Genomic DNA, 17474 nt, shown 5'->3' on the forward strand with positions numbered 1-17474 from the left:
AACTACCGAAGCTGGCCAACAAAAAATGTTGTCGCGAAATTGAAGCAGGACCAGCACTTACAATAACTGCGAGGCATGCCTCAACTGCTAGACAGTGAGAAGAGTTTCAACTCGCCATGTCAGATCATTAACCTTCGAGTGGGTTGTTGACGGCAGTAGACCAGTTCAGGTTGTTGCCTACTGTGCCATCGTCTTCAAGATGCCTAACCGTAAATTGGTAGCCATGGTGAGGGTTTGGGCCAGGTGGCTTGAAGGTAATTGTGAAACACCCATTCTCGTACGTCTTACCCTCGCCGCAGTATTCTCCGGTCCCACTGACACAGACCAGATAAGCGCGTTCGGGGTCACCGCGTCCTGTAAGCGTTACCTCACTAGTAAAGAAATTTCCGATTGCTTCGTTGATAGACATCCGAGTGATCATTGCACTTCTCCTTTAGATAAGCCAAATGCTCGGTTTGCGGTGAGACTATGAGTTGATCCAGACCACCTGTCACCTGACACAGTTACCAGTTGTAGGTCGCCGCGAAAAAAATGTACCCGCTTCAAAAAGCAGCGCAGTGCCGCGACATCAGCAACCGCAGGGTCACCTAACTAGCGCCTCACACAGCAGCCCGTGCCGATTAGCACCGCCAAGAAACAGGCATAATCGGCCCGCAGGCTCGACACGCACCTTGTCAGCGTGGCCGCTCGCCGCCACACTAACCCCCATGAAAAACCTCAGCCCGAGTTACCTCAAGCATCAGTTCCTGATTGCCATGCCGCACATGGCCGACCCGAACTTTGCCCACACCCTGACCTACATCGTCGAGCACAATGCCAACGGTGCCATGGGGCTGGTGGTCAATCGCCCGCAGGAGCTGAACCTGGCCGATATCCTCGAGCAGCTGCGCCCGGACACCGAGCCGCCGGCACGCTGCATCCACGTGCCTATCCATATCGGCGGCCCGGTACAGACTGACCGCGGTTTTGTGCTGCACACCAACGACAAGACCTTCCAGGCCACCGTCCAGCTCGACGGGCTGGCCCTGTCGACCTCGCAGGACGTGCTGTTCGCCATCGCCGACGGCGTGGGCCCGGCGCAGAGCCTGATTACCCTGGGCTACGCCGGCTGGGAAGCCGGGCAGCTGGAAGCGGAACTGGCCGACAACGCCTGGCTCAACTGCCCGTTCGACCCCGAGATCATCTTCGGCATGGCCTGCGAGCAACGCCTCGAAGCCGCCGCAGCCAGCCTGGGCATCAACCTCAGCCTGCTCACCAGCCAGGCGGGGCACGCCTGATGGCGGCGCTCAAACTGCTGCTGGGCTTCGACTACGGCACCAAGCAGATCGGCGTCGCCGTCGGTCAGGTGATCACCGGCCAGGCCCGCGAGCTGTGCACCCTGAAGGCGCAGAACGGCGCACCCGACTGGGCCCAGGTGGAAAAACTGTTCAAGGAATGGCAACCCGACGCGGTGGTCGTCGGCCTGCCGCTGAACATGGACGGCACGCCCAGCGAAATGAGCGCGCGCGCCGAGAAATTCGCCCGACGCCTGAACGGCCGCTTCAACGTGCCGGCCTACACCCACGACGAGCGCCTGACCACCTTCGAGGCCAAGGGCGAACGCATGGCCCGTGGCGGCCAGCGCGGCAGCTACCGCGACAACCCGGTGGACGCGATTGCCGCCGCCCTGCTGCTGCAAGGCTGGCTCGACGCCCACGCCGAACAGGCCTGAACCCGACCATCGGTTACACGCCGGGCCAGCTCTCTGCCCCGGCCTCTTGAGGAGCAAGCATGAGCCTACCCAACCCCGCCGAACTGATCCGGCAGATGGCCGTTGACCTTCGCGCCCACCTGCAACGCCGCGCCATCGCCGAACCGCGCTTCATCGGCATCCGCACCGGCGGCGTATGGGTGGCCCAGGCGCTGCTGGCCGAGCTGGGCAGCGATTCGCCGCTGGGCACCCTCGACGTGTCGTTCTACCGCGACGACTTCAGCCAGAACGGCCTGCACCCGCAGGTGCGCCCGTCCGAGCTGCCGTTCGAGATCGAAGGCCAGCACCTGGTACTGGTGGACGACGTGCTGATGAGCGGGCGCACCATCCGCGCCGCCCTCAACGAACTGTTCGACTATGGCCGCCCGGCCAGCGTGACCCTGGTGTGTCTGCTGGACCTGGATGCCGGCGAACTGCCGATCCGGCCAAACGTGGTGGGCGCCACCCTGTCGCTGCAAGCCCATGAACGGGTAAAATTGTCCGGCCCCGCGCCGCTCGAACTCGAGCGCCAGGACCTCGCTTCCGCTTCCGCCCTTTAAGAGTCCCCCGCGATGACGCCAATCGACGCCAAGCGCCCGCTGCAGCTCAATGACCAGGGCCAGCTGCGCCACTTCCTCTCGCTCGACGGTTTGCCCCGCGAACTGCTGACCGAAATTCTCGACACGGCCGACTCGTTTCTCGAAGTCGGCGCGCGTGCGGTCAAGAAAGTCCCGCTGCTGCGCGGCAAGACCGTGTGCAACGTGTTCTTCGAGAACTCCACGCGTACCCGCACCACCTTCGAACTGGCCGCCCAGCGGCTGTCGGCCGACGTGATCACGCTGAACGTGTCGACCTCCTCCACCAGCAAGGGCGAGACCCTGTTCGACACCCTGCGCAACCTTGAAGCCATGGCCGCCGACATGTTCGTGGTGCGCCACGCCGACTCGGGCGCCGCGCACTTCATCGCCGAGCACGTGTGCCCGGAGGTGGCGATCATCAACGGTGGCGACGGGCGCCACGCGCACCCCACCCAGGGCATGCTCGACATGCTGACCATTCGTCGCCACAAGGGCGGCTTCGAGAACCTCTCGGTGGCCATCGTCGGCGACATCCTGCACTCGCGGGTGGCGCGCTCGAACATGCTCGCGCTGAAAACCCTGGGTTGCCCGGACATCCGCGTGATCGGCCCCAAGACCCTGCTGCCGATCGGCATCGAACAGTACGGCGTGAAGGTCTACACCGACCTGGAGCAAGGCCTGAAGGACGTCGACGTGGTGATCATGCTGCGCCTGCAGCGTGAGCGCATGACCGGCGGCCTGCTGCCCAGCGAGGGCGAGTTCTACCGTCTGTTCGGCCTGACCACCGCACGCCTGGCCGGGGCCAAGCCCGATGCCATCGTGATGCACCCCGGGCCGATCAACCGTGGCGTGGAAATCGAGTCGGCCGTGGCCGACGGCGCCCACTCGGTGATCCTCAACCAGGTCACCTACGGCATCGCCGTGCGCATGGCGGTGTTGTCCATGGCCATGAGCGGGCAGACCGCGCAACGTCAATTCGAGCAGGAGAACGCCCAGTGAGCCTGAGTATCCTCGGCGCCCGTGTCATCGACCCAACCAGCGGCCTGGACCAGGTCGGCGACCTGCACATCGACGCCGGCAAGATCGTCGCCATCGGCGCTGCCCCGGCCGGCTTCAAGCCCGCCCGTACCCTGGACGCCACCGGCCTGGTGGCCGCGCCCGGCCTGGTCGACCTGAGCGTTGCCCTGCGCGAGCCCGGCTACAGCCGCAAGGGCAGCATCGCCAGCGAAACCCGCGCCGCCGCCGCCGGTGGCGTGACCAGCCTGTGCTGCCCGCCGCAGACCCGGCCGGTGCTCGACACCTCGGCAGTCACCGAGCTGATCCTGGACCGCGCCCGTGAAGCCGGGCACAGCAAGGTGTACCCGATCGGCGCCTTGAGCAAGGGCCTGGAAGGCGAGCAACTGGCCGAGCTGATCGCCCTGCGCGATGCCGGCTGCGTGGCCTTCGGCAACGGCCTGAACAGCTTCACCAACACCCGCACCCTGGCCCGCGCGCTGGACTACGCGGCCACCTTCGACCTGACGGTGATCTTCCATTCCCAGGACCGCGACCTGGCCCAGGGCGGCCTCGCCCACGAGGGCGCGATGGCCAGTTTCCTCGGCCTGCCGGGCATTCCGGAAACCGCCGAGACCGTGGCCCTGGCCCGCGACCTGCTGCTGGTGGAACAGACCGGCGTGCGTGCGCACTTCAGCCAGCTGACCAGCGCCCGGGGCGCCAAGCTGATCGAACAGGCCCAGGCCCGCGGCCTGCCGGTGACGGCGGATGTGGCGCTGTACCAGTTGATCCTCACTGACGAGGCGCTGCGCGACTTCTCCAGCCTGTACCACGTGCAACCGCCGCTGCGCACCCGCGCCGACCGCGACGGCCTGCGTGATGCGGTCAAGCGGGGCGTGATCCAGGCGATTTCCAGCCATCACCAGCCGCATGAGCGCGACGCCAAGCTGGCGCCGTTCGGTGCCACCGAACCAGGCATCAGCAGCGTCGAGTTGCTGCTGCCGCTGGCGATGACACTGGTCGAGGACGGCCTGCTCGACCTGGCAACCTTGTTGCAGCGTTTGTCTGCAGGCCCTGCGGCGGCCCTGCGCCTGCCGGCCGGGCAGTTGCAGGTGGGTGCGGCGGCAGACCTGGTGCTGTTCGACCCGCAGGCCTCGACCGTGGCTGGCGAACAATGGCGCTCCAAGGGCGAAAACTGCCCGTTCATCGGGCACTGCCTGCCGGGTGCGGTGCGTTACACCCTGGTTGACGGGCACATCAGCCACGAAGCCTGAGTCAAACCCTTCGCCGGCAAGGCCGGCTCCTACCGGTAGGAGCCGGCTTGCCGGCGAAGGGGCCGCAAAGGTTGAAATCTTTCCCCCCACCCCCATATGAGTCTGCATCAGGCATTTTCGCCTCGCTGCGTGGAGACTCTCCCTTGACCACCATCGTTTCAGTTCGTCGCCACGGCAAAGTCGTCATGGGCGGCGACGGCCAGGTTTCCCTCGGCAATACCGTGATGAAAGGCAACGCCAAGAAGGTTCGTCGCCTGTACCACGGCCAGGTCATCGCCGGCTTCGCCGGTGCCACCGCCGACGCCTTCACCCTGTTCGAGCGCTTCGAAGGCCAGCTCGAAAAACACCAGGGCCACCTCATTCGCGCCGCCGTCGAGCTGGCCAAGGAATGGCGTACCGACCGCTCGCTGAGCCGTCTGGAAGCCATGCTGGCCGTGGCCAACAAGGACGCCTCCTTGATCATCACCGGCAACGGTGACGTCGTCGAACCCGAAGACGGCCTGATCGCCATGGGTTCCGGCGGCGCCTACGCCCAGGCCGCCGCACGCGCCCTGCTGCAGAAAACCGACCTGTCGGCTCGCGAAATCGCCGAGACCGCACTGAACATCGCCGGCGACATCTGCGTGTTCACCAACCACAACCTGACCATCGAGGAGCAGGACCTGGCCGAGTAATTCAGCTGTTCTGGCGCCCGACCCCGACGGTCGGGCTTTTCCACGCTGAACACTTGCCCACAGGACCATCGACCATTATGTCCATGACCCCCCGCGAAATCGTCCACGAACTCAACCGCCACATCATCGGCCAGGACGATGCCAAGCGCGCCGTCGCCATCGCCCTGCGCAACCGCTGGCGCCGCATGCAGCTGCCCGAAGAGCTGCGCGTGGAAGTCACCCCCAAGAACATCCTGATGATCGGCCCCACCGGCGTGGGCAAGACCGAAATCGCCCGTCGCCTGGCCAAGCTGGCCAACGCGCCGTTCATCAAGGTCGAAGCCACCAAGTTCACCGAAGTGGGCTATGTGGGCCGTGACGTCGAGTCGATCATCCGCGACCTGGCCGACGCCGCGATCAAGCTGCTGCGCGAGCAGGAGATCGTGCGCGTGCGCCACCGTGCCGAAGACGCCGCCGAAGAGCGCATCCTCGATGCGCTGCTGCCACCGGCCCGCACCGGCTTCAACGAAGACCCGGTCAACAGCAGCGATTCCAACACCCGCCAGCTGTTCCGCAAGCGCCTGCGTGAAGGCCAGCTGGACGACAAGGAAATCGAGATCGAGGTGGCCGAAGCGGTCGGCGTCGACATTTCCGCGCCGCCGGGCATGGAAGAGATGACCAACCAGCTGCAGAACCTGTTCGCCAACATGGGCAAGGGCAAGAAGAAGAGCCGCAAGCTCAAGGTCAAGGAAGCGCTCAAGCTGGTGCGCGACGAGGAAGCCGGGCGCCTGGTCAACGAGGAAGAACTCAAGGCCAAGGCCCTCGAGGCGGTCGAGCAGCACGGTATCGTGTTCATCGACGAGATCGACAAGGTAGCCAAGCGCGGCAACGTCGGTGGCGCCGATGTGTCCCGTGAAGGCGTGCAGCGCGACCTGCTGCCGCTGATCGAAGGTTGCACGGTCAATACCAAGCTGGGCATGGTCAAGACCGACCACATCCTGTTCATCGCCTCCGGTGCGTTCCACCTGAGCAAGCCGAGCGACCTGGTGCCCGAGCTGCAGGGTCGTCTGCCGATCCGTGTCGAACTCAAGGCCCTGAGCCCGGAAGACTTCGAGCGCATCCTCAGCGAACCGCATGCCTCGCTCACCGAGCAGTACCGCGAGCTGCTCAAGACCGAGGGGCTGAACATCGAGTTCGCTGCCGACGGCATCAAGCGCCTGGCCGAGATTGCCTGGCAGGTCAACGAGAAGACCGAGAACATCGGTGCCCGTCGCCTGCACACCCTGCTCGAGCGCCTGCTCGAAGAGGTGTCGTTCAGCGCCGGCGACCTGGCCAGCGCCCACAGCGAAGCGCCGATCCGCATCGACGCCGAGTACGTCAACAGCCACCTGGGCGAATTGGCACAGAACGAAGATCTGTCGCGCTACATTCTGTAGCTCAGCGGCAAGCGGCGAGCTGCAGGCCGGAGGTGCTGGACGCCTTCTCCTGCAGCTTGTAGCTTGCAGCTTGAAGCCCAAGAGCCTTATAGCCATGCCCCGTCTGCCTACCGCCATCAATCTGCACAAAGCCTCCAAGACCCTGAGCCTGACCTACGGGCCCGACGAGGTGTATCACCTGCCCGCCGAATTTCTGCGCGTGCACTCCCCTTCCGCCGAGGTCCAGGGCCACGGCAATCCGATCTTACAATTTGGCAAGCTCGGCGTCGGCCTGAGCCAGCTCGAGCCCGCCGGGCAGTACGCGCTCAAGCTCACCTTCGACGACGGCCACGACAGCGGCCTGTTCACCTGGGAATACCTCGAACAGCTGTGCCTGCGCCAGGACCAGCTGTGGGCCGAGTACCTCGACGAGCTGGCCAAGGCCGGTAAATCCCGCGACCCTTCCGAGTCGATCGTCAAGCTGATGCTCTAGCCCGGCACTCCGGCGTTTTAGAGCGCATTTTCTAATTCTATTTGCTTGAATGCCCGTGCGCCGGCCAGCGATTGGCCGGCTTGCGCATTCCATGAAAGTCGGGTAACCAATGGATATGGCAAGTACCCTGCATGGGCGGGTTGATGCAGGGTCTGGCCGGTATGCCGAGGTCGCGAGCGAAAGCAGGTTGTCTTCACACGCATAAACCCGCAGGGCTCATCACCGTCGCGCATCCGGTCGCAGGACCGCAGTTCGTTATCACTGGTCACCCGAGCAGTAGTACCGGGCATTCGTCTGTGCAACGCCCACAGCCCAGCCGGTACTCGTCTCAGGACAACGGAGCGTCGTAGATGAGTAACAAGAACAACGATGACCTGCAGCGCCAAGCCTCTGAAAACACCCTGGGCCTGAGCCCCATCATTGGCCTGCGCCGAAAGGATTTGCTGTCTTCGGCCCGGATGGTGCTGCGTCAGGCCATCAAGCAACCGCTGCACAGTGCCAAGCACGTCGCGCATTTCGGCCTGCAGCTCAAGGACGTGATCTTCGGCAAGTCCGGCCTGCAGCCGGAGGGCGACGACCGCCGCTTCAGCGACCCGGCCTGGAGCCAGAACCCGCTGTACCGCCGCTACCTGCAGACCTACCTGGCCTGGCGCAAGGAACTGCACGACTGGATCGGCAACAGCAACCTGTCGGAGCAGGACATCAGCCGCGCGCACTTCGTCATCAACCTGATGACCGAGGCCATGGCCCCCACCAACAGCGCGGCCAACCCGGCAGCGGTCAAGCGCTTCTTCGAAACCGGTGGCAAGAGCCTGCTCGACGGCCTGTCGCACCTGGCCAAGGACATGGTGCACAACGGCGGCATGCCCAGCCAGGTCAACATGGACGCCTTCGAGGTGGGCAAGAACCTGGCCACCACCGAGGGCGCCGTGGTATTTCGCAACGACGTGCTGGAGCTGATCCAGTACCGCCCGATCACCGAGCAGGTGCACGAAAAGCCGCTGCTGGTGGTACCGCCGCAGATCAACAAGTTCTACGTCTTCGACCTCAGCCCGGAAAAGAGCCTGGCGCGCTTCTGCCTGCGCTCCACGGTGCAGACCTTCATCGTGAGCTGGCGCAACCCCAACAAGTCCCAGCGCGAGTGGGGCCTGTCGACCTACATCGATGCGCTCAAGGAGGCCGTCGACGTGGTGCTGGCTATCACCGGCAGCAAGGACCTGAACATGCTCGGTGCCTGCTCCGGCGGCATCACCTGCACCGCGCTGGTGGGCCACTACGCGGCACTGGGCGAGAAGAAGGTCAATGCCCTGACCCTGCTGGTGAGCGTGCTCGACACCACCCTCGACACCCAGGTGGCGCTGTTCGTCGACGAGCAGACCCTGGAGTCGGCCAAGCGCCATTCCTACCAGGCCGGTGTGCTCGAAGGCCGCGACATGGCCAAGGTGTTCGCCTGGATGCGCCCCAACGACCTGATCTGGAACTACTGGGTCAACAACTACCTGCTCGGCAACGAGCCGCCGGTGTTCGACATCCTGTTCTGGAACAACGACACCACGCGCCTGCCCGCCGCCTTCCACGGCGACCTGATCGAAATGTTCAAGAACAACCCGCTGGTGCGTCCCGGTGCACTGGAAGTGTGCGGCACGCCGATCGACCTGAGCCAGGTCACCACCGACATCTTCAGCGTGGCCGGCACCAACGATCACATCACCCCATGGAAGTCCTGCTACAAGTCGGCGCAGCTGTTCGGCGGCAAGGTCGAGTTCCTGCTGTCCAACAGCGGGCATATCCAGAGCATCCTCAACCCGCCGGGCAACCCCAAGTCGCGCTACATGACCAGCAGCGAGATGCCGGCCCAGGCCGACGACTGGCAGGAGAACTCCACCAAGCACACCGATTCCTGGTGGCTGTACTGGCAGGCGTGGCTGGCCGAGCGCTCCGGCGCACTCAAGCCGGCACCCGCCAAGCTGGGCAACAAGGCCTACCCGAGCGCCGAAGCGTCGCCCGGCACCTACGTCCACGAACGCTGAAAACACCCGGCGCCGCCGCAGGCAAGGCGGCGCTGCTACTCACGACAGGGCTCGCGCATGCCGCAACCGTACCTCTTCAGAACCGTCGAGCTCGATGGCCAGTCCATCCGCACGGCCGTTCGCCCCGGCAAGCCGCACCTCACGCCGCTGCTGATCTTCAACGGTATCGGCGCCAACCTGGAGCTGGTGTTCCCGTTCATCGATGCGCTGGACCCGGACCTTGAAGTGATCGCCTTCGACGTGCCCGGCGTGGGCGGTTCGTCGACACCGCGCCGGCCCTACCGCTTCCCCGGGCTGGCCAAGCTGACGGCGCGCATGCTCGACTACCTCGACTACGGGCAGGTCAATGCCATCGGCGTGTCGTGGGGCGGAGCGCTGGCCCAGCAGTTCGCCCACGATTACCCCGAGCGCTGCAAGAAGCTGGTGCTGGCGGCCACCGCCGCCGGTGCGGTGATGGTGCCGGGCAAGCCACGGGTGCTGTGGCTGATGGCCAGCCCCAGGCGCTACATACAGCCGTCCCACGTGATCCGCATCGCCCCGGAAATCTATGGCGGGGCCTTTCGCCGCGACCCGAACCTGGCCGCGTCGCATGCGGCCAAGGTGCGTTCCTCGGGCAAGCTGGGCTATTACTGGCAGCTGTTCGCCGGCATGGGCTGGACCAGCATCCACTGGCTGCACAAGATCCAGCAGCCGACCCTGGTGCTGGCAGGCGACGACGACCCGCTGATCCCGCTGATCAATATGCGCCTGCTGGCCTGGCGAATTCCCAATGCCCAGCTACACATAATCGACGACGGTCACTTGTTCCTGATCACCCGGGCCGAAGCCGTTGCCCCGATCATCATGAAATTCCTGCAGCAGGAGCGCCAACGCGCCGTCATGCATCCACGGCCCGCCCCGAGCGCTTGAGCACCTCTATCGCTTGCACCCCCGGCAGGAGCGCCGGGGCATGTCAGCGCCAGTTCGGGTTGGTGTCGCTCTTGCATTGAAACATTGGTTGATGGCCTGACGACGGAGTGTTGCCTGGATGAAAGACAAGCCCGCGAAGCCCGGGGTACCGACCCCCGCTGCCTATCTCAACGTGCGCAGCGCCATCAGTGGCCTGCGCGGTCGCGACCTGCTGTCGACGGTGCACCAGCTGGGGCGCCACGGCCTGCGTCACCCGCTGCACACGGCGCGCCACCTGCTGGCGCTGGGTGGCCAGCTGGGGCGCGTGATGCTGGGCGATACCCCCTACCAGCCCTCGCCACGCGACACCCGCTTCAACGACCCGGCCTGGCAGCTCAACCCGCTGTACCGACGCGGCCTGCAGGCCTACCTGGCCTGGCAGCAGCAGACCTGCCAGTGGATCGACGAGAGCCAGCTGGACGACGATGACCGCGCCCGCGCGCACTTCGTGTTCTCGCTGCTCAACGATGCAATGTCGCCCAGCAACACCCTGCTCAACCCGGCGGCGGTCAAGGAGCTGCTGAACTCCGGCGGGCTGAGCCTGGTGCGCGGCTTGAACCACCTGCTCGACGACCTGCGCCACAACGACGGCCTGCCACGCCAGGTCAACCCGGACGCCTTCGAGGTGGGCAGGAACCTGGCCAGCACCGCCGGCGCGGTGGTGTTTCGCAACGAGCTGCTGGAGCTGATCCAGTACCGCCCGATGAGCGAAAAACAGTACGCCCGGCCCCTGCTGGTGGTGCCGCCGCAGATCAACAAGTTCTACATCTTCGACCTCAGCCCGACCAACAGCTTTGTGCAGTACGCCCTCAAGAACGGCCTGCAGACCTTCATGATCAGCTGGCGCAACCCCGACGCCCGGCATCGCGAATGGGGCCTGTCGAGCTACGTGGCGGCGGTCGAGGAAGCCATGAACGTGTGCCGCTCGATCACCGGCAGCCGCGACGTCAACCTGCTTGGCGCCTGTGCCGGCGGGTTGACCATCGCGGCCCTGCAGGGTCACCTGCAGGCCAAGCGCCAGATGCGCCGGGTGCACAGCGCCACCTACCTGGTCAGCCTGCTCGACAGCCAGTTCGACAGCCCCGCCAGCCTGTTCGCCGACGAGCAGACCCTGGAGGCGGCCAAGCGCCGCTCCTACCAGCAGGGCGTGCTGGAGGGCCGCGAGATGGCACGGGTGTTCGCCTGGATGCGCCCCAACGACCTGATCTGGAACTACTTCGTCAACAACTACCTGCTGGGCAAGGCGCCCCCGGCATTCGACATCCTGTACTGGAACAACGACAACAGCCGCCTGCCGGCCGCGCTGCACGGCGATCTGCTGGACTTCTTCAAATTCAACCCGCTGACGCACGCCGACGGCCTCGAGGTGTGCGGCACGCCGATCGACCTGCACAAGGTCACGGTGGACAGCTTCCACGTGGCCGGCAGCAACGACCACATCACCCCGTGGGACGCGGTGTACCGCTCGGCCCTGCTGCTGGGCGGCGAACGGCGCTTCGTGCTGGCCAACAGCGGGCATGTGCAGAGCATCCTCAACCCGCCGGGCCACCCCAAGGCGCATTTTGTCGAGAACCCCAGGCTGAGCAGCGACCCGCGGGCCTGGTACCACGATGCGCAGAAGGTCGAGGGCAGCTGGTGGCCGCAGTGGCTCGACTGGATACAGGCGCGCTCCGGTGCGCAGCGCGAAACCCGCCTGTCGCTGGGCAGCGCCAATTACCCTCCCATGGACCCCGCACCCGGCACCTACGTGCTGGTGCGCTGAGCAAGAAGAACGGATGAAGACCCGCGACCGTATCCTGGAGTGCGCCCTGCACCTGTTCAATCGTCAGGGCGAGCCGAATGTCTCGACGCTGGAAATCGCCAACGAGATGGGCATCAGCCCGGGCAACCTGTACTACCACTTCCACGGCAAGGAGCCACTGGTGCTGGGCCTGTTCGAGCGTTTCGAGGAGGAGCTGACGCCCCTGCTCGACCCGCCCCTGGAGGTGCGCCTGGATGCCGAGGACTACTGGCTGTTCCTGCACCTGATCGTGGAGCGCATGGCGCAGTACCGCTTTCTGTTCCAGGACCTGTCCAACCTTACCGGGCGCCTGCCCAAGCTGGCGCGGGGCATGCGCACCCTGCTCAATGCGCTCAAGCGCACGCTGGCGGCATTGCTGGCGAGCCTCAAGGCGCATGGGCAGGTGACCAGCGATACCCGCGCACTGGGGCAACTGGTGGAGCAGATCAGCATGACCTTGCTGTTCTCGCTGGACTACCAGCGGATTCTGGCGCGCGAGGGCGAGGTCGGGATCGTGGTGTACCAGGTGATGATGCTGGTGGCGCCGCACCTGGAGGTGGAGTCACGCCTGGCGGCGGAGCAACTGGCCCTGAGGTACCTGGAGGGCTGAGGGTCCCATCGCGGAACAAGCCCGCGCCTGCAAGGAAGGCAGTGATCCCTGTGGGAGCGGGCTTGACCCGCGATGAGGCCAGCACAGGCACCCCACATAAAAACGCCCGGCACACAGGCCGGGCGTTTTCTGTACAGCTACCTCGAGTCAGGCCTGGCTGGCCGGGCTCGAAGGTGCTGGTGCTGCCGACGCGGCTGGCGCCGCAGTGGCCGCCGGGCTTGGCGCCGGTGCCGCACTGGCACTTGGCGCTGCCGGTTTGGCCGCTGCGGGCTTGGCTGCAGCAGGCTTGGCCGGGGCTTTCTTCACCGCTGGCTTTTTCGCTGCTGCCGGCTTGGCGGCAGGTTTTGCGGCAGGTTTGGCCGCCGCTTTCGCTGCAGGCTTGGCGGCTGCGGTTTTCGCCGCGGCCGGCTTGGCTGCTGGCTTGGCCGCTGCTGGTTTGGCCGCCGCAGTTTTGGCCACAGGCTTGGCCGCCGCTTTCGGTGCTGCCTTGGCCAGTGGCTTGGCCGGCGCCTTGGCCGAGACCGACTTGACCGAGGCACCGGTCAGTTTCTCGATCTGCTTGGTCAGGGTGTCGACCTGCTGGTGCAGTGCCTTGACCTCATTGCGGCTGGGCACGCCCAGGCGCGAGATGGCACTGTTCAGGCGCTTGTCGAAAGCCTCTTCGAGTTCGCTCCACTTGCCCAGTGCGCGGTCTTTCACGTCGCCTACGCGCGAGGTCGCAGACTTGGCACTGGCCTTGGCCGAGTTGACGCTGCCCTTGGCCTGCTTTTCAGCTTTCTCACCGTCCTTGACCAGGGTTTCGAAAAGCTTGCTGCCGTCCTGATCGATCTTGGAGTAGATACCCAAACCAGCCAGCCAGATCTTGCGGGAATACTTTTCGATCCCCCCGACCCAGGAGCTGCTCTCTTTCTCAGTTGTCTTTTTGCCAGCCATCCCGCTCTCCTTATTGTTTGCGTGCGACACGATCGAGCAACAGCGTCAGCTCTTCGAGCTTGGCAGAAAGTGCCTCCACGTCATGTTTAGACGGAATGCCGATGCGATTCAAGGCGCTGGCGACCCGTGTGTCGAAAGCCTTTTCGATTTTATCCAGCTGAACTTCGACCTTGCCCTTCACGCTGCCCAGTTCCTGCCTGGCGGACTGGATCTCGCTGTTGGCGGCATCGAGTTCGTGGTCGAGGCGTTTCTTGCCTTTTTTCTCCACGGTTTCGCCGGCCTTGACCAGCTCCTTCAGGTACTCGGCGCCCTCCTGCCCGACCCGGGTGTAGGCCCCCAGGCCTGCCAGCCAGATCTTGCGCGCGTAGCCGCGCACCTCGCCCAGGGCCTTGCCCGGGGCGTCGTCGATTTTCTTCAGGGTCACTTTGGCCATGCTCTGCACCTCACGCTTGAACGGAAATGGAGTTACGCCCGTGAAAGTTGGGCTTGGGCACAAAGGTAGGGGGAAAAATTAGAATCCTCACCCTAAGGGCAGGATTTGCTGTGCAGCGAAGGCCCCTGTCGCGGGTCAAGCCCGCGCCCACAGGGCCTGCAGTGAACCTGCGGGGCCGCTTGACCCGCGACAGCGGTTTCAGGCCAGGGCCTTGTCCAGGGCCCGCTCGATCTCGGCCTTGATCGTGCCGCCCATCATCGACAGCATCATCCCGAGCTTCAACTCCACCCGGATGCTGTCGTCGCCGATATCGATGCTGCCATTGGCACCGCTGCGCCTGACCTCTACCCGGTCACCATTCCACTGCGCCTTGAGGTCGTACTCGCGGGTCAGCTTGTCCACCAGGGCTTCGGCCTTTTCCCGGGCCGCTGCGCGCCCCAGGCTGTGTTTGCGTTCGACGCTGATCTGGGTCATTCAATCAATCCTGGCTAGAAGGGCATACTCCCATTATGCCCCTGCCTCCGCCTGCGACACACCCCGCCAAGACAAATGCAGCCGCACGCCCTAGAATGGCCAGTAATTTTTTCCGGTGAAGCGATATGAACGACCAGCGCAAAGGCGAACACGCCGAACCCACCACCCACTTCGGCTACAAGGATGTCCCCGAAAGTCAGAAGGCCGAGAAAGTCGCCGAAGTCTTTCACTCGGTGGCCGCCAAGTACGACCTGATGAACGATGTGCTCTCCGGCGGCATGCACCGCCTGTGGAAGCGCTTCACCATCGAGCTGTCGGGCGTGCGCCCTGGCAACCGCGTGCTCGACATCGCCGGCGGCACCGGCGACCTGGCGCGCAAGTTCTCGCAGCTGGTCGGCCCCACCGGCCAGGTGGTACTGGCCGACATCAACGCCTCGATGCTCAAGGTCGGTCGTGACCGCCTGCTCGACAAGGGCGTGGCCGGCAACATCGAGTTCGTCCAGGCCGACGCCGAGAAGCTGCCCTTCCCCGACAACCATTTCGACTGCGTGACCATCGCCTTCGGCCTGCGCAACGTGACCCACAAGGACGACGCGATCCGCTCGATGCTGCGCGTGCTCAAGCCGGGCGGCCGCCTGCTGGTGCTGGAGTTCTCCAAGCCGACCAACAAGCTGATGTCCAAGGTCTACGATGCCTACTCGTTCGCCTTCATGCCGCTGGCCGGCAAGCTGATCACCAACGACGCGGACAGCTACCGCTACCTCGCCGAATCGATCCGCATGCACCCCGACCAGGAAACCCTCAAGGCCATGATGGTCGACGCCGGTTTCGACCGCGTCACCTACCACAACATGACCAGCGGTATCGTGGCCCTGCACCGCGGTATCAAACCCTGATGTTGCTGGCCGGGCTGCTCGCCAGCGTCGAACACGGTCTCAACCGTGTGTTGCGCATGGACAGCACTGCGCTGCCGCGCCTGGCTGCGCTCGAGGGCAAGATCATTGCCATCGACTGCCGCCAGCCGGCGCTGCAGCTGTACATCCTGCCCGGCGATGAAGGCCTGATGCTCGCCAGCCACTGGGAAACCAAGGCCGACTGCACCCTGCGTGCGCCGGCCAGCAGCCTGCTGCAACTGGCCCTGAGCCAGGACAAGCCGGCGGTGCTGCACAGCCCGCAGGTGGAACTCGAAGGCGACAGCGCGGTGCTGCTCGACCTGGTCGGCGTGCTGCAGGACCTGGAGCTGGACTGGGAGTACGAACTCTCGCGCTGGCTCGGCCCGGTCGCCACCCAGCTGATCGGCGGCCACCTGCGCAGCCGCGCGCGCTGGACCCGCCAGGGCCTGGCCAGCCTCAACCAGAACCTTGGCGAATACCTGGCCGAAGAGGCCCGCACCCTGGTCGGCCAGCGCGAAGCCGAAGCGCGCTTCGCCGAGCTCGATGCCCTGAAAATCGATGTAGAACGCCTCGAGGCACGCATTGCGCGCCTTGCCCGATCCCTTGAATCCAGCGATAACGCATGAAGCTGCTTGCCGTCCGCCGTCTGTTGCGCATCCAGCGCGTCGTGATCCGCTACCGTCTCGATGACCTGCTGTTCGACCTGCCCCTGCCCTGGTGGCTGATGACCCTGCGTTTCGCCATGCCCTGGCGCTGGCTGCCGCGCAAGCCGTCGCCCCTGAGCCGTGGCGCGCGCCTGCGCCTGGCGCTGCAGGACCTGGGCCCGATCTTCATCAAGTTCGGCCAGCTGCTCTCCACCCGCCGTGACCTGCTGCCCGCCGACATCGCCGACGAGCTGATGCTGTTGCAGGACCGCGTGCCGCCCTTCGACCCGCAAAAGGCCGTGGCGCTGATCGAATCGCAGCTCGGCGCCAAGGTGGGCGAGATCTTCAGCCGCTTCGACGTCGAACCGCTGGCCTCGGCCTCGGTGGCCCAGGTGCACGCGGCGCGCCTCAAGAGCGGCGAGGAGGTGGTGGTCAAGGTGGTGCGCCCAGGCCTCAAGCCGATCATCGCGCAGGACCTGGCCTGGCTGTTCCTGATCGCTCGCGGCGCCGAGCGGGTGTCGGCCGATGCCCGCCTGCTGCACCCGGTCGAGGTGGTCAACGATTACGAGAAGACCATCTACGACGAGCTCGACCTGCTGCGCGAGGCGGCCAACGCCAGCCAACTGCGACGCAACTTCGAAGGCTCGGAGATGATGTACGTGCCCCAGGTGTACTGGGACCTGTGCCGGCCCAAGGTGCTGGTGATGGAGCGCATCTATGGCGTGCAGGTCACTGACCTTGCCACCCTGGCCGACCAGCGCACCGACATGAAGCTGCTGGCCGAGCGCGGCGTCGAGATCTTCTTCACCCAGGTGTTTCGCGACAGCTTCTTCCACGCCGACATGCACCCGGGCAACATCTTCGTCAGCACCGTCAAGCCGTGGAGCCCGCAGTACATCGCGATCGACTGCGGCATCGTGGGCAGCCTCACCCCCGAGGACCAGGACTACCTGGCACGCAACCTGTTCGCCTTCTTCAAGCGTGACTACCGTCGCGTGGCCCAGTTGCACATCGACTCGGGCTGGGTACCGGCGCAGACCAAGCTCAACGAATTCGAGGCGGCGATCCGCACCGTGTGCGAGCCGATCTTCGAAAAACCGTTAAAGGATATTTCCTTCGGCCAGGTGCTGATGCGCCTGTTCCAGACCGCGCGGCGCTTCAACATGGAAGTGCAACCGCAACTGGTGCTGCTGCAGAAGACCCTGCTCAACATCGAGGGCCTGGGCCGTCAGCTGTACCCTGACCTGGACCTGTGGAGCACCGCCCAGCCGTTTCTGGAGCGCTGGATGCGCGAGCGGGTCAGCCCGAAAAACGTGCTGCAGAACCTGCACAGCCAGGTCGAGCAACTGCCGCACCTGGCCGGCATGACCCGCGACCTGCTCGAACGCATGTCGCAACCGCACCTGAACGACCCGCCGCCACCCTGGCAGCAGCGCGATCGCTGGGCCCTGCGCCTGCTCGGTGCCGGCCTGCTGGCGGGCGGCGCAACCCTCGCCGCAGGTGCCGTGAGCCTCAGCGCCCCGGCAGCCTGGCCGGCCTGGCTGATGCTGGCCGGGGGCCTTTACCTGATCGTGCGCCGATAGCCAGCCTGCTG

The 17474-nt window shown here is 65.1% G+C and carries 18 protein-coding genes; 15 read left to right on the plus strand and 3 right to left on the minus strand.

The window, feature by feature from the left end; all coding sequences use genetic code 11:
• Positions 1-707: 707 nt before the first annotated feature.
• From JZZ72_RS00860 to JZZ72_RS00915, 12 genes are all read left to right on the plus strand, one after another.
• Complete coding sequence (locus JZZ72_RS00860; protein WP_043862144.1) at positions 708-1277, plus strand: YqgE/AlgH family protein; 570 nt, start codon at positions 708-710, stop codon at positions 1275-1277.
• The gene (gene ruvX, locus JZZ72_RS00865; protein WP_043862145.1) at positions 1277-1711 is read left to right on the plus strand and encodes a Holliday junction resolvase RuvX; all 435 of its coding nucleotides are present in this window, start codon (positions 1277-1279) and stop codon (positions 1709-1711) included. The genes JZZ72_RS00860 and ruvX overlap by 1 nt, the downstream gene beginning before the upstream one ends.
• 59 nt (positions 1712-1770) lie before the next feature.
• Positions 1771-2289, plus strand: a complete 519-nt coding sequence (gene pyrR, locus JZZ72_RS00870; protein ID WP_054915766.1) for a bifunctional pyr operon transcriptional regulator/uracil phosphoribosyltransferase PyrR — start codon at positions 1771-1773, stop codon at positions 2287-2289.
• 12 nt (positions 2290-2301) lie between these two features.
• Positions 2302-3306 carry an aspartate carbamoyltransferase catalytic subunit gene (locus JZZ72_RS00875; RefSeq protein ID WP_043862147.1) on the plus strand — a complete coding sequence of 335 codons (1005 nt, stop codon included), beginning with the start codon at positions 2302-2304 and terminating at the stop codon, positions 3304-3306.
• The gene (locus tag JZZ72_RS00880; protein WP_043862148.1) at positions 3303-4574 is read left to right on the plus strand and encodes a dihydroorotase; all 1272 of its coding nucleotides are present in this window, start codon (positions 3303-3305) and stop codon (positions 4572-4574) included. Before JZZ72_RS00875 ends, JZZ72_RS00880 begins: the two co-directional genes overlap by 4 nt.
• 143 nt (positions 4575-4717) lie before the next feature.
• A complete protein-coding gene (hslV, locus tag JZZ72_RS00885; RefSeq protein ID WP_028945572.1) occupies positions 4718-5248 on the plus strand; it encodes an ATP-dependent protease subunit HslV in 531 nt (176 codons plus the stop codon).
• A 77-nt stretch (positions 5249-5325) separates the two neighbouring features.
• A complete protein-coding gene (hslU, locus tag JZZ72_RS00890) occupies positions 5326-6663 on the plus strand; it encodes an ATP-dependent protease ATPase subunit HslU (protein ID WP_054915767.1) in 1338 nt (445 codons plus the stop codon).
• Positions 6664-6757: 94 nt separating this feature from the next.
• Positions 6758-7135: a gamma-butyrobetaine hydroxylase-like domain-containing protein gene (locus JZZ72_RS00895; RefSeq protein ID WP_043862150.1), complete on the plus strand. Its 378-nt coding sequence runs from the start codon at positions 6758-6760 to the stop codon at positions 7133-7135.
• Positions 7136-7485: 350 nt separating this feature from the next.
• On the plus strand, positions 7486-9165 hold the full coding sequence (gene phaC / locus JZZ72_RS00900) for a class II poly(R)-hydroxyalkanoic acid synthase (protein ID WP_043862151.1): 1680 nt from the start codon (positions 7486-7488) through the stop codon (positions 9163-9165).
• Between the two features lie 57 nt (positions 9166-9222).
• Positions 9223-10074, plus strand: a complete 852-nt coding sequence (gene phaZ / locus JZZ72_RS00905) for a poly(3-hydroxyalkanoate) depolymerase (protein WP_043862152.1) — start codon at positions 9223-9225, stop codon at positions 10072-10074.
• A gap of 118 nt (positions 10075-10192) precedes the next feature.
• A complete protein-coding gene (gene phaC / locus JZZ72_RS00910; RefSeq protein ID WP_078479839.1) occupies positions 10193-11875 on the plus strand; it encodes a class II poly(R)-hydroxyalkanoic acid synthase in 1683 nt (560 codons plus the stop codon).
• 13 nt (positions 11876-11888) lie between these two features.
• Positions 11889-12503 (plus strand): TetR/AcrR family transcriptional regulator, encoded by a 615-nt coding sequence (locus JZZ72_RS00915; RefSeq protein WP_043862154.1) that lies wholly within the window; start codon positions 11889-11891, stop codon positions 12501-12503.
• Positions 12504-12650: 147 nt separating this feature from the next.
• On the opposite strand, the gene JZZ72_RS00920 is transcribed toward JZZ72_RS00915, so the two are convergent.
• The 3 genes from JZZ72_RS00920 to JZZ72_RS00930 all read right to left on the minus strand — a co-directional run bounded on the left by JZZ72_RS00920 (position 12651) and on the right by JZZ72_RS00930 (position 14343).
• Positions 12651-13436, minus strand: a complete 786-nt coding sequence (locus tag JZZ72_RS00920; protein WP_210013900.1) for a phasin family protein — start codon at positions 13434-13436, stop codon at positions 12651-12653.
• 10 nt (positions 13437-13446) lie between these two features.
• A complete protein-coding gene (locus JZZ72_RS00925) occupies positions 13447-13869 on the minus strand; it encodes a phasin family protein (protein WP_043862156.1) in 423 nt (140 codons plus the stop codon).
• 198 nt (positions 13870-14067) lie between these two features.
• Positions 14068-14343, minus strand: a complete 276-nt coding sequence (locus JZZ72_RS00930; RefSeq protein ID WP_043862157.1) for a polyhydroxyalkanoic acid system family protein — start codon at positions 14341-14343, stop codon at positions 14068-14070.
• Between the two features lie 125 nt (positions 14344-14468).
• Here JZZ72_RS00930 and ubiE point away from each other — a divergent pair, with 125 nt between their 5' ends.
• Genes ubiE through ubiB form a run of 3 tightly spaced genes read left to right on the plus strand, consistent with a single transcriptional unit; the run spans position 14469 to position 17463 of the window.
• A complete protein-coding gene (gene ubiE, locus JZZ72_RS00935) occupies positions 14469-15239 on the plus strand; it encodes a bifunctional demethylmenaquinone methyltransferase/2-methoxy-6-polyprenyl-1,4-benzoquinol methylase UbiE (RefSeq protein ID WP_043862158.1) in 771 nt (256 codons plus the stop codon).
• Positions 15239-15862 (plus strand): ubiquinone biosynthesis accessory factor UbiJ, encoded by a 624-nt coding sequence (locus JZZ72_RS00940; RefSeq protein WP_210013901.1) that lies wholly within the window; start codon positions 15239-15241, stop codon positions 15860-15862. The genes ubiE and JZZ72_RS00940 overlap by 1 nt, the downstream gene beginning before the upstream one ends.
• Positions 15859-17463, plus strand: a complete 1605-nt coding sequence (gene ubiB / locus JZZ72_RS00945) for a ubiquinone biosynthesis regulatory protein kinase UbiB (protein WP_043862160.1) — start codon at positions 15859-15861, stop codon at positions 17461-17463. The genes JZZ72_RS00940 and ubiB overlap by 4 nt, the downstream gene beginning before the upstream one ends.
• The last annotated feature ends 11 nt before the right edge of the window (positions 17464-17474 follow it).

Source organism: Pseudomonas palmensis, assembly GCF_017848315.1.
Lineage (GTDB): Bacteria > Pseudomonadota > Gammaproteobacteria > Pseudomonadales > Pseudomonadaceae > Aquipseudomonas > Aquipseudomonas palmensis.

Excerpts from the sequence above, each read along its gene's own strand:
- JZZ72_RS00860 (WP_043862144.1), top strand. The coding sequence starts at position 708 with ATGAAAAACCTCAGCCCGAGTTACCTCAAGCATCAGTTCCTGATTGCC.
- ruvX (WP_043862145.1), top strand. The coding sequence starts at position 1,277 with ATGGCGGCGCTCAAACTGCTGCTGGGCTTCGACTACGGCACCAAGCAG.
- pyrR (WP_054915766.1), top strand. The coding sequence starts at position 1,771 with ATGAGCCTACCCAACCCCGCCGAACTGATCCGGCAGATGGCCGTTGAC.
- JZZ72_RS00875 (WP_043862147.1), top strand. The coding sequence starts at position 2,302 with ATGACGCCAATCGACGCCAAGCGCCCGCTGCAGCTCAATGACCAGGGC.
- hslU (WP_054915767.1), top strand. The coding sequence starts at position 5,326 with ATGTCCATGACCCCCCGCGAAATCGTCCACGAACTCAACCGCCACATC.
- JZZ72_RS00895 (WP_043862150.1), top strand. The coding sequence starts at position 6,758 with ATGCCCCGTCTGCCTACCGCCATCAATCTGCACAAAGCCTCCAAGACC.
- phaC (WP_043862151.1), top strand. The coding sequence starts at position 7,486 with ATGAGTAACAAGAACAACGATGACCTGCAGCGCCAAGCCTCTGAAAAC.
- phaZ (WP_043862152.1), top strand. The coding sequence starts at position 9,223 with ATGCCGCAACCGTACCTCTTCAGAACCGTCGAGCTCGATGGCCAGTCC.
- phaC (WP_078479839.1), top strand. The coding sequence starts at position 10,193 with ATGAAAGACAAGCCCGCGAAGCCCGGGGTACCGACCCCCGCTGCCTAT.
- JZZ72_RS00915 (WP_043862154.1), top strand. The coding sequence starts at position 11,889 with ATGAAGACCCGCGACCGTATCCTGGAGTGCGCCCTGCACCTGTTCAAT.
- JZZ72_RS00920 (WP_210013900.1), bottom strand. The coding sequence starts at position 13,436 with ATGGCTGGCAAAAAGACAACTGAGAAAGAGAGCAGCTCCTGGGTCGGG.
- JZZ72_RS00925 (WP_043862156.1), bottom strand. The coding sequence starts at position 13,869 with ATGGCCAAAGTGACCCTGAAGAAAATCGACGACGCCCCGGGCAAGGCC.
- JZZ72_RS00930 (WP_043862157.1), bottom strand. The coding sequence starts at position 14,343 with ATGACCCAGATCAGCGTCGAACGCAAACACAGCCTGGGGCGCGCAGCG.
- ubiE (WP_043862158.1), top strand. The coding sequence starts at position 14,469 with ATGAACGACCAGCGCAAAGGCGAACACGCCGAACCCACCACCCACTTC.
- JZZ72_RS00940 (WP_210013901.1), top strand. The coding sequence starts at position 15,239 with ATGTTGCTGGCCGGGCTGCTCGCCAGCGTCGAACACGGTCTCAACCGT.
- ubiB (WP_043862160.1), top strand. The coding sequence starts at position 15,859 with ATGAAGCTGCTTGCCGTCCGCCGTCTGTTGCGCATCCAGCGCGTCGTG.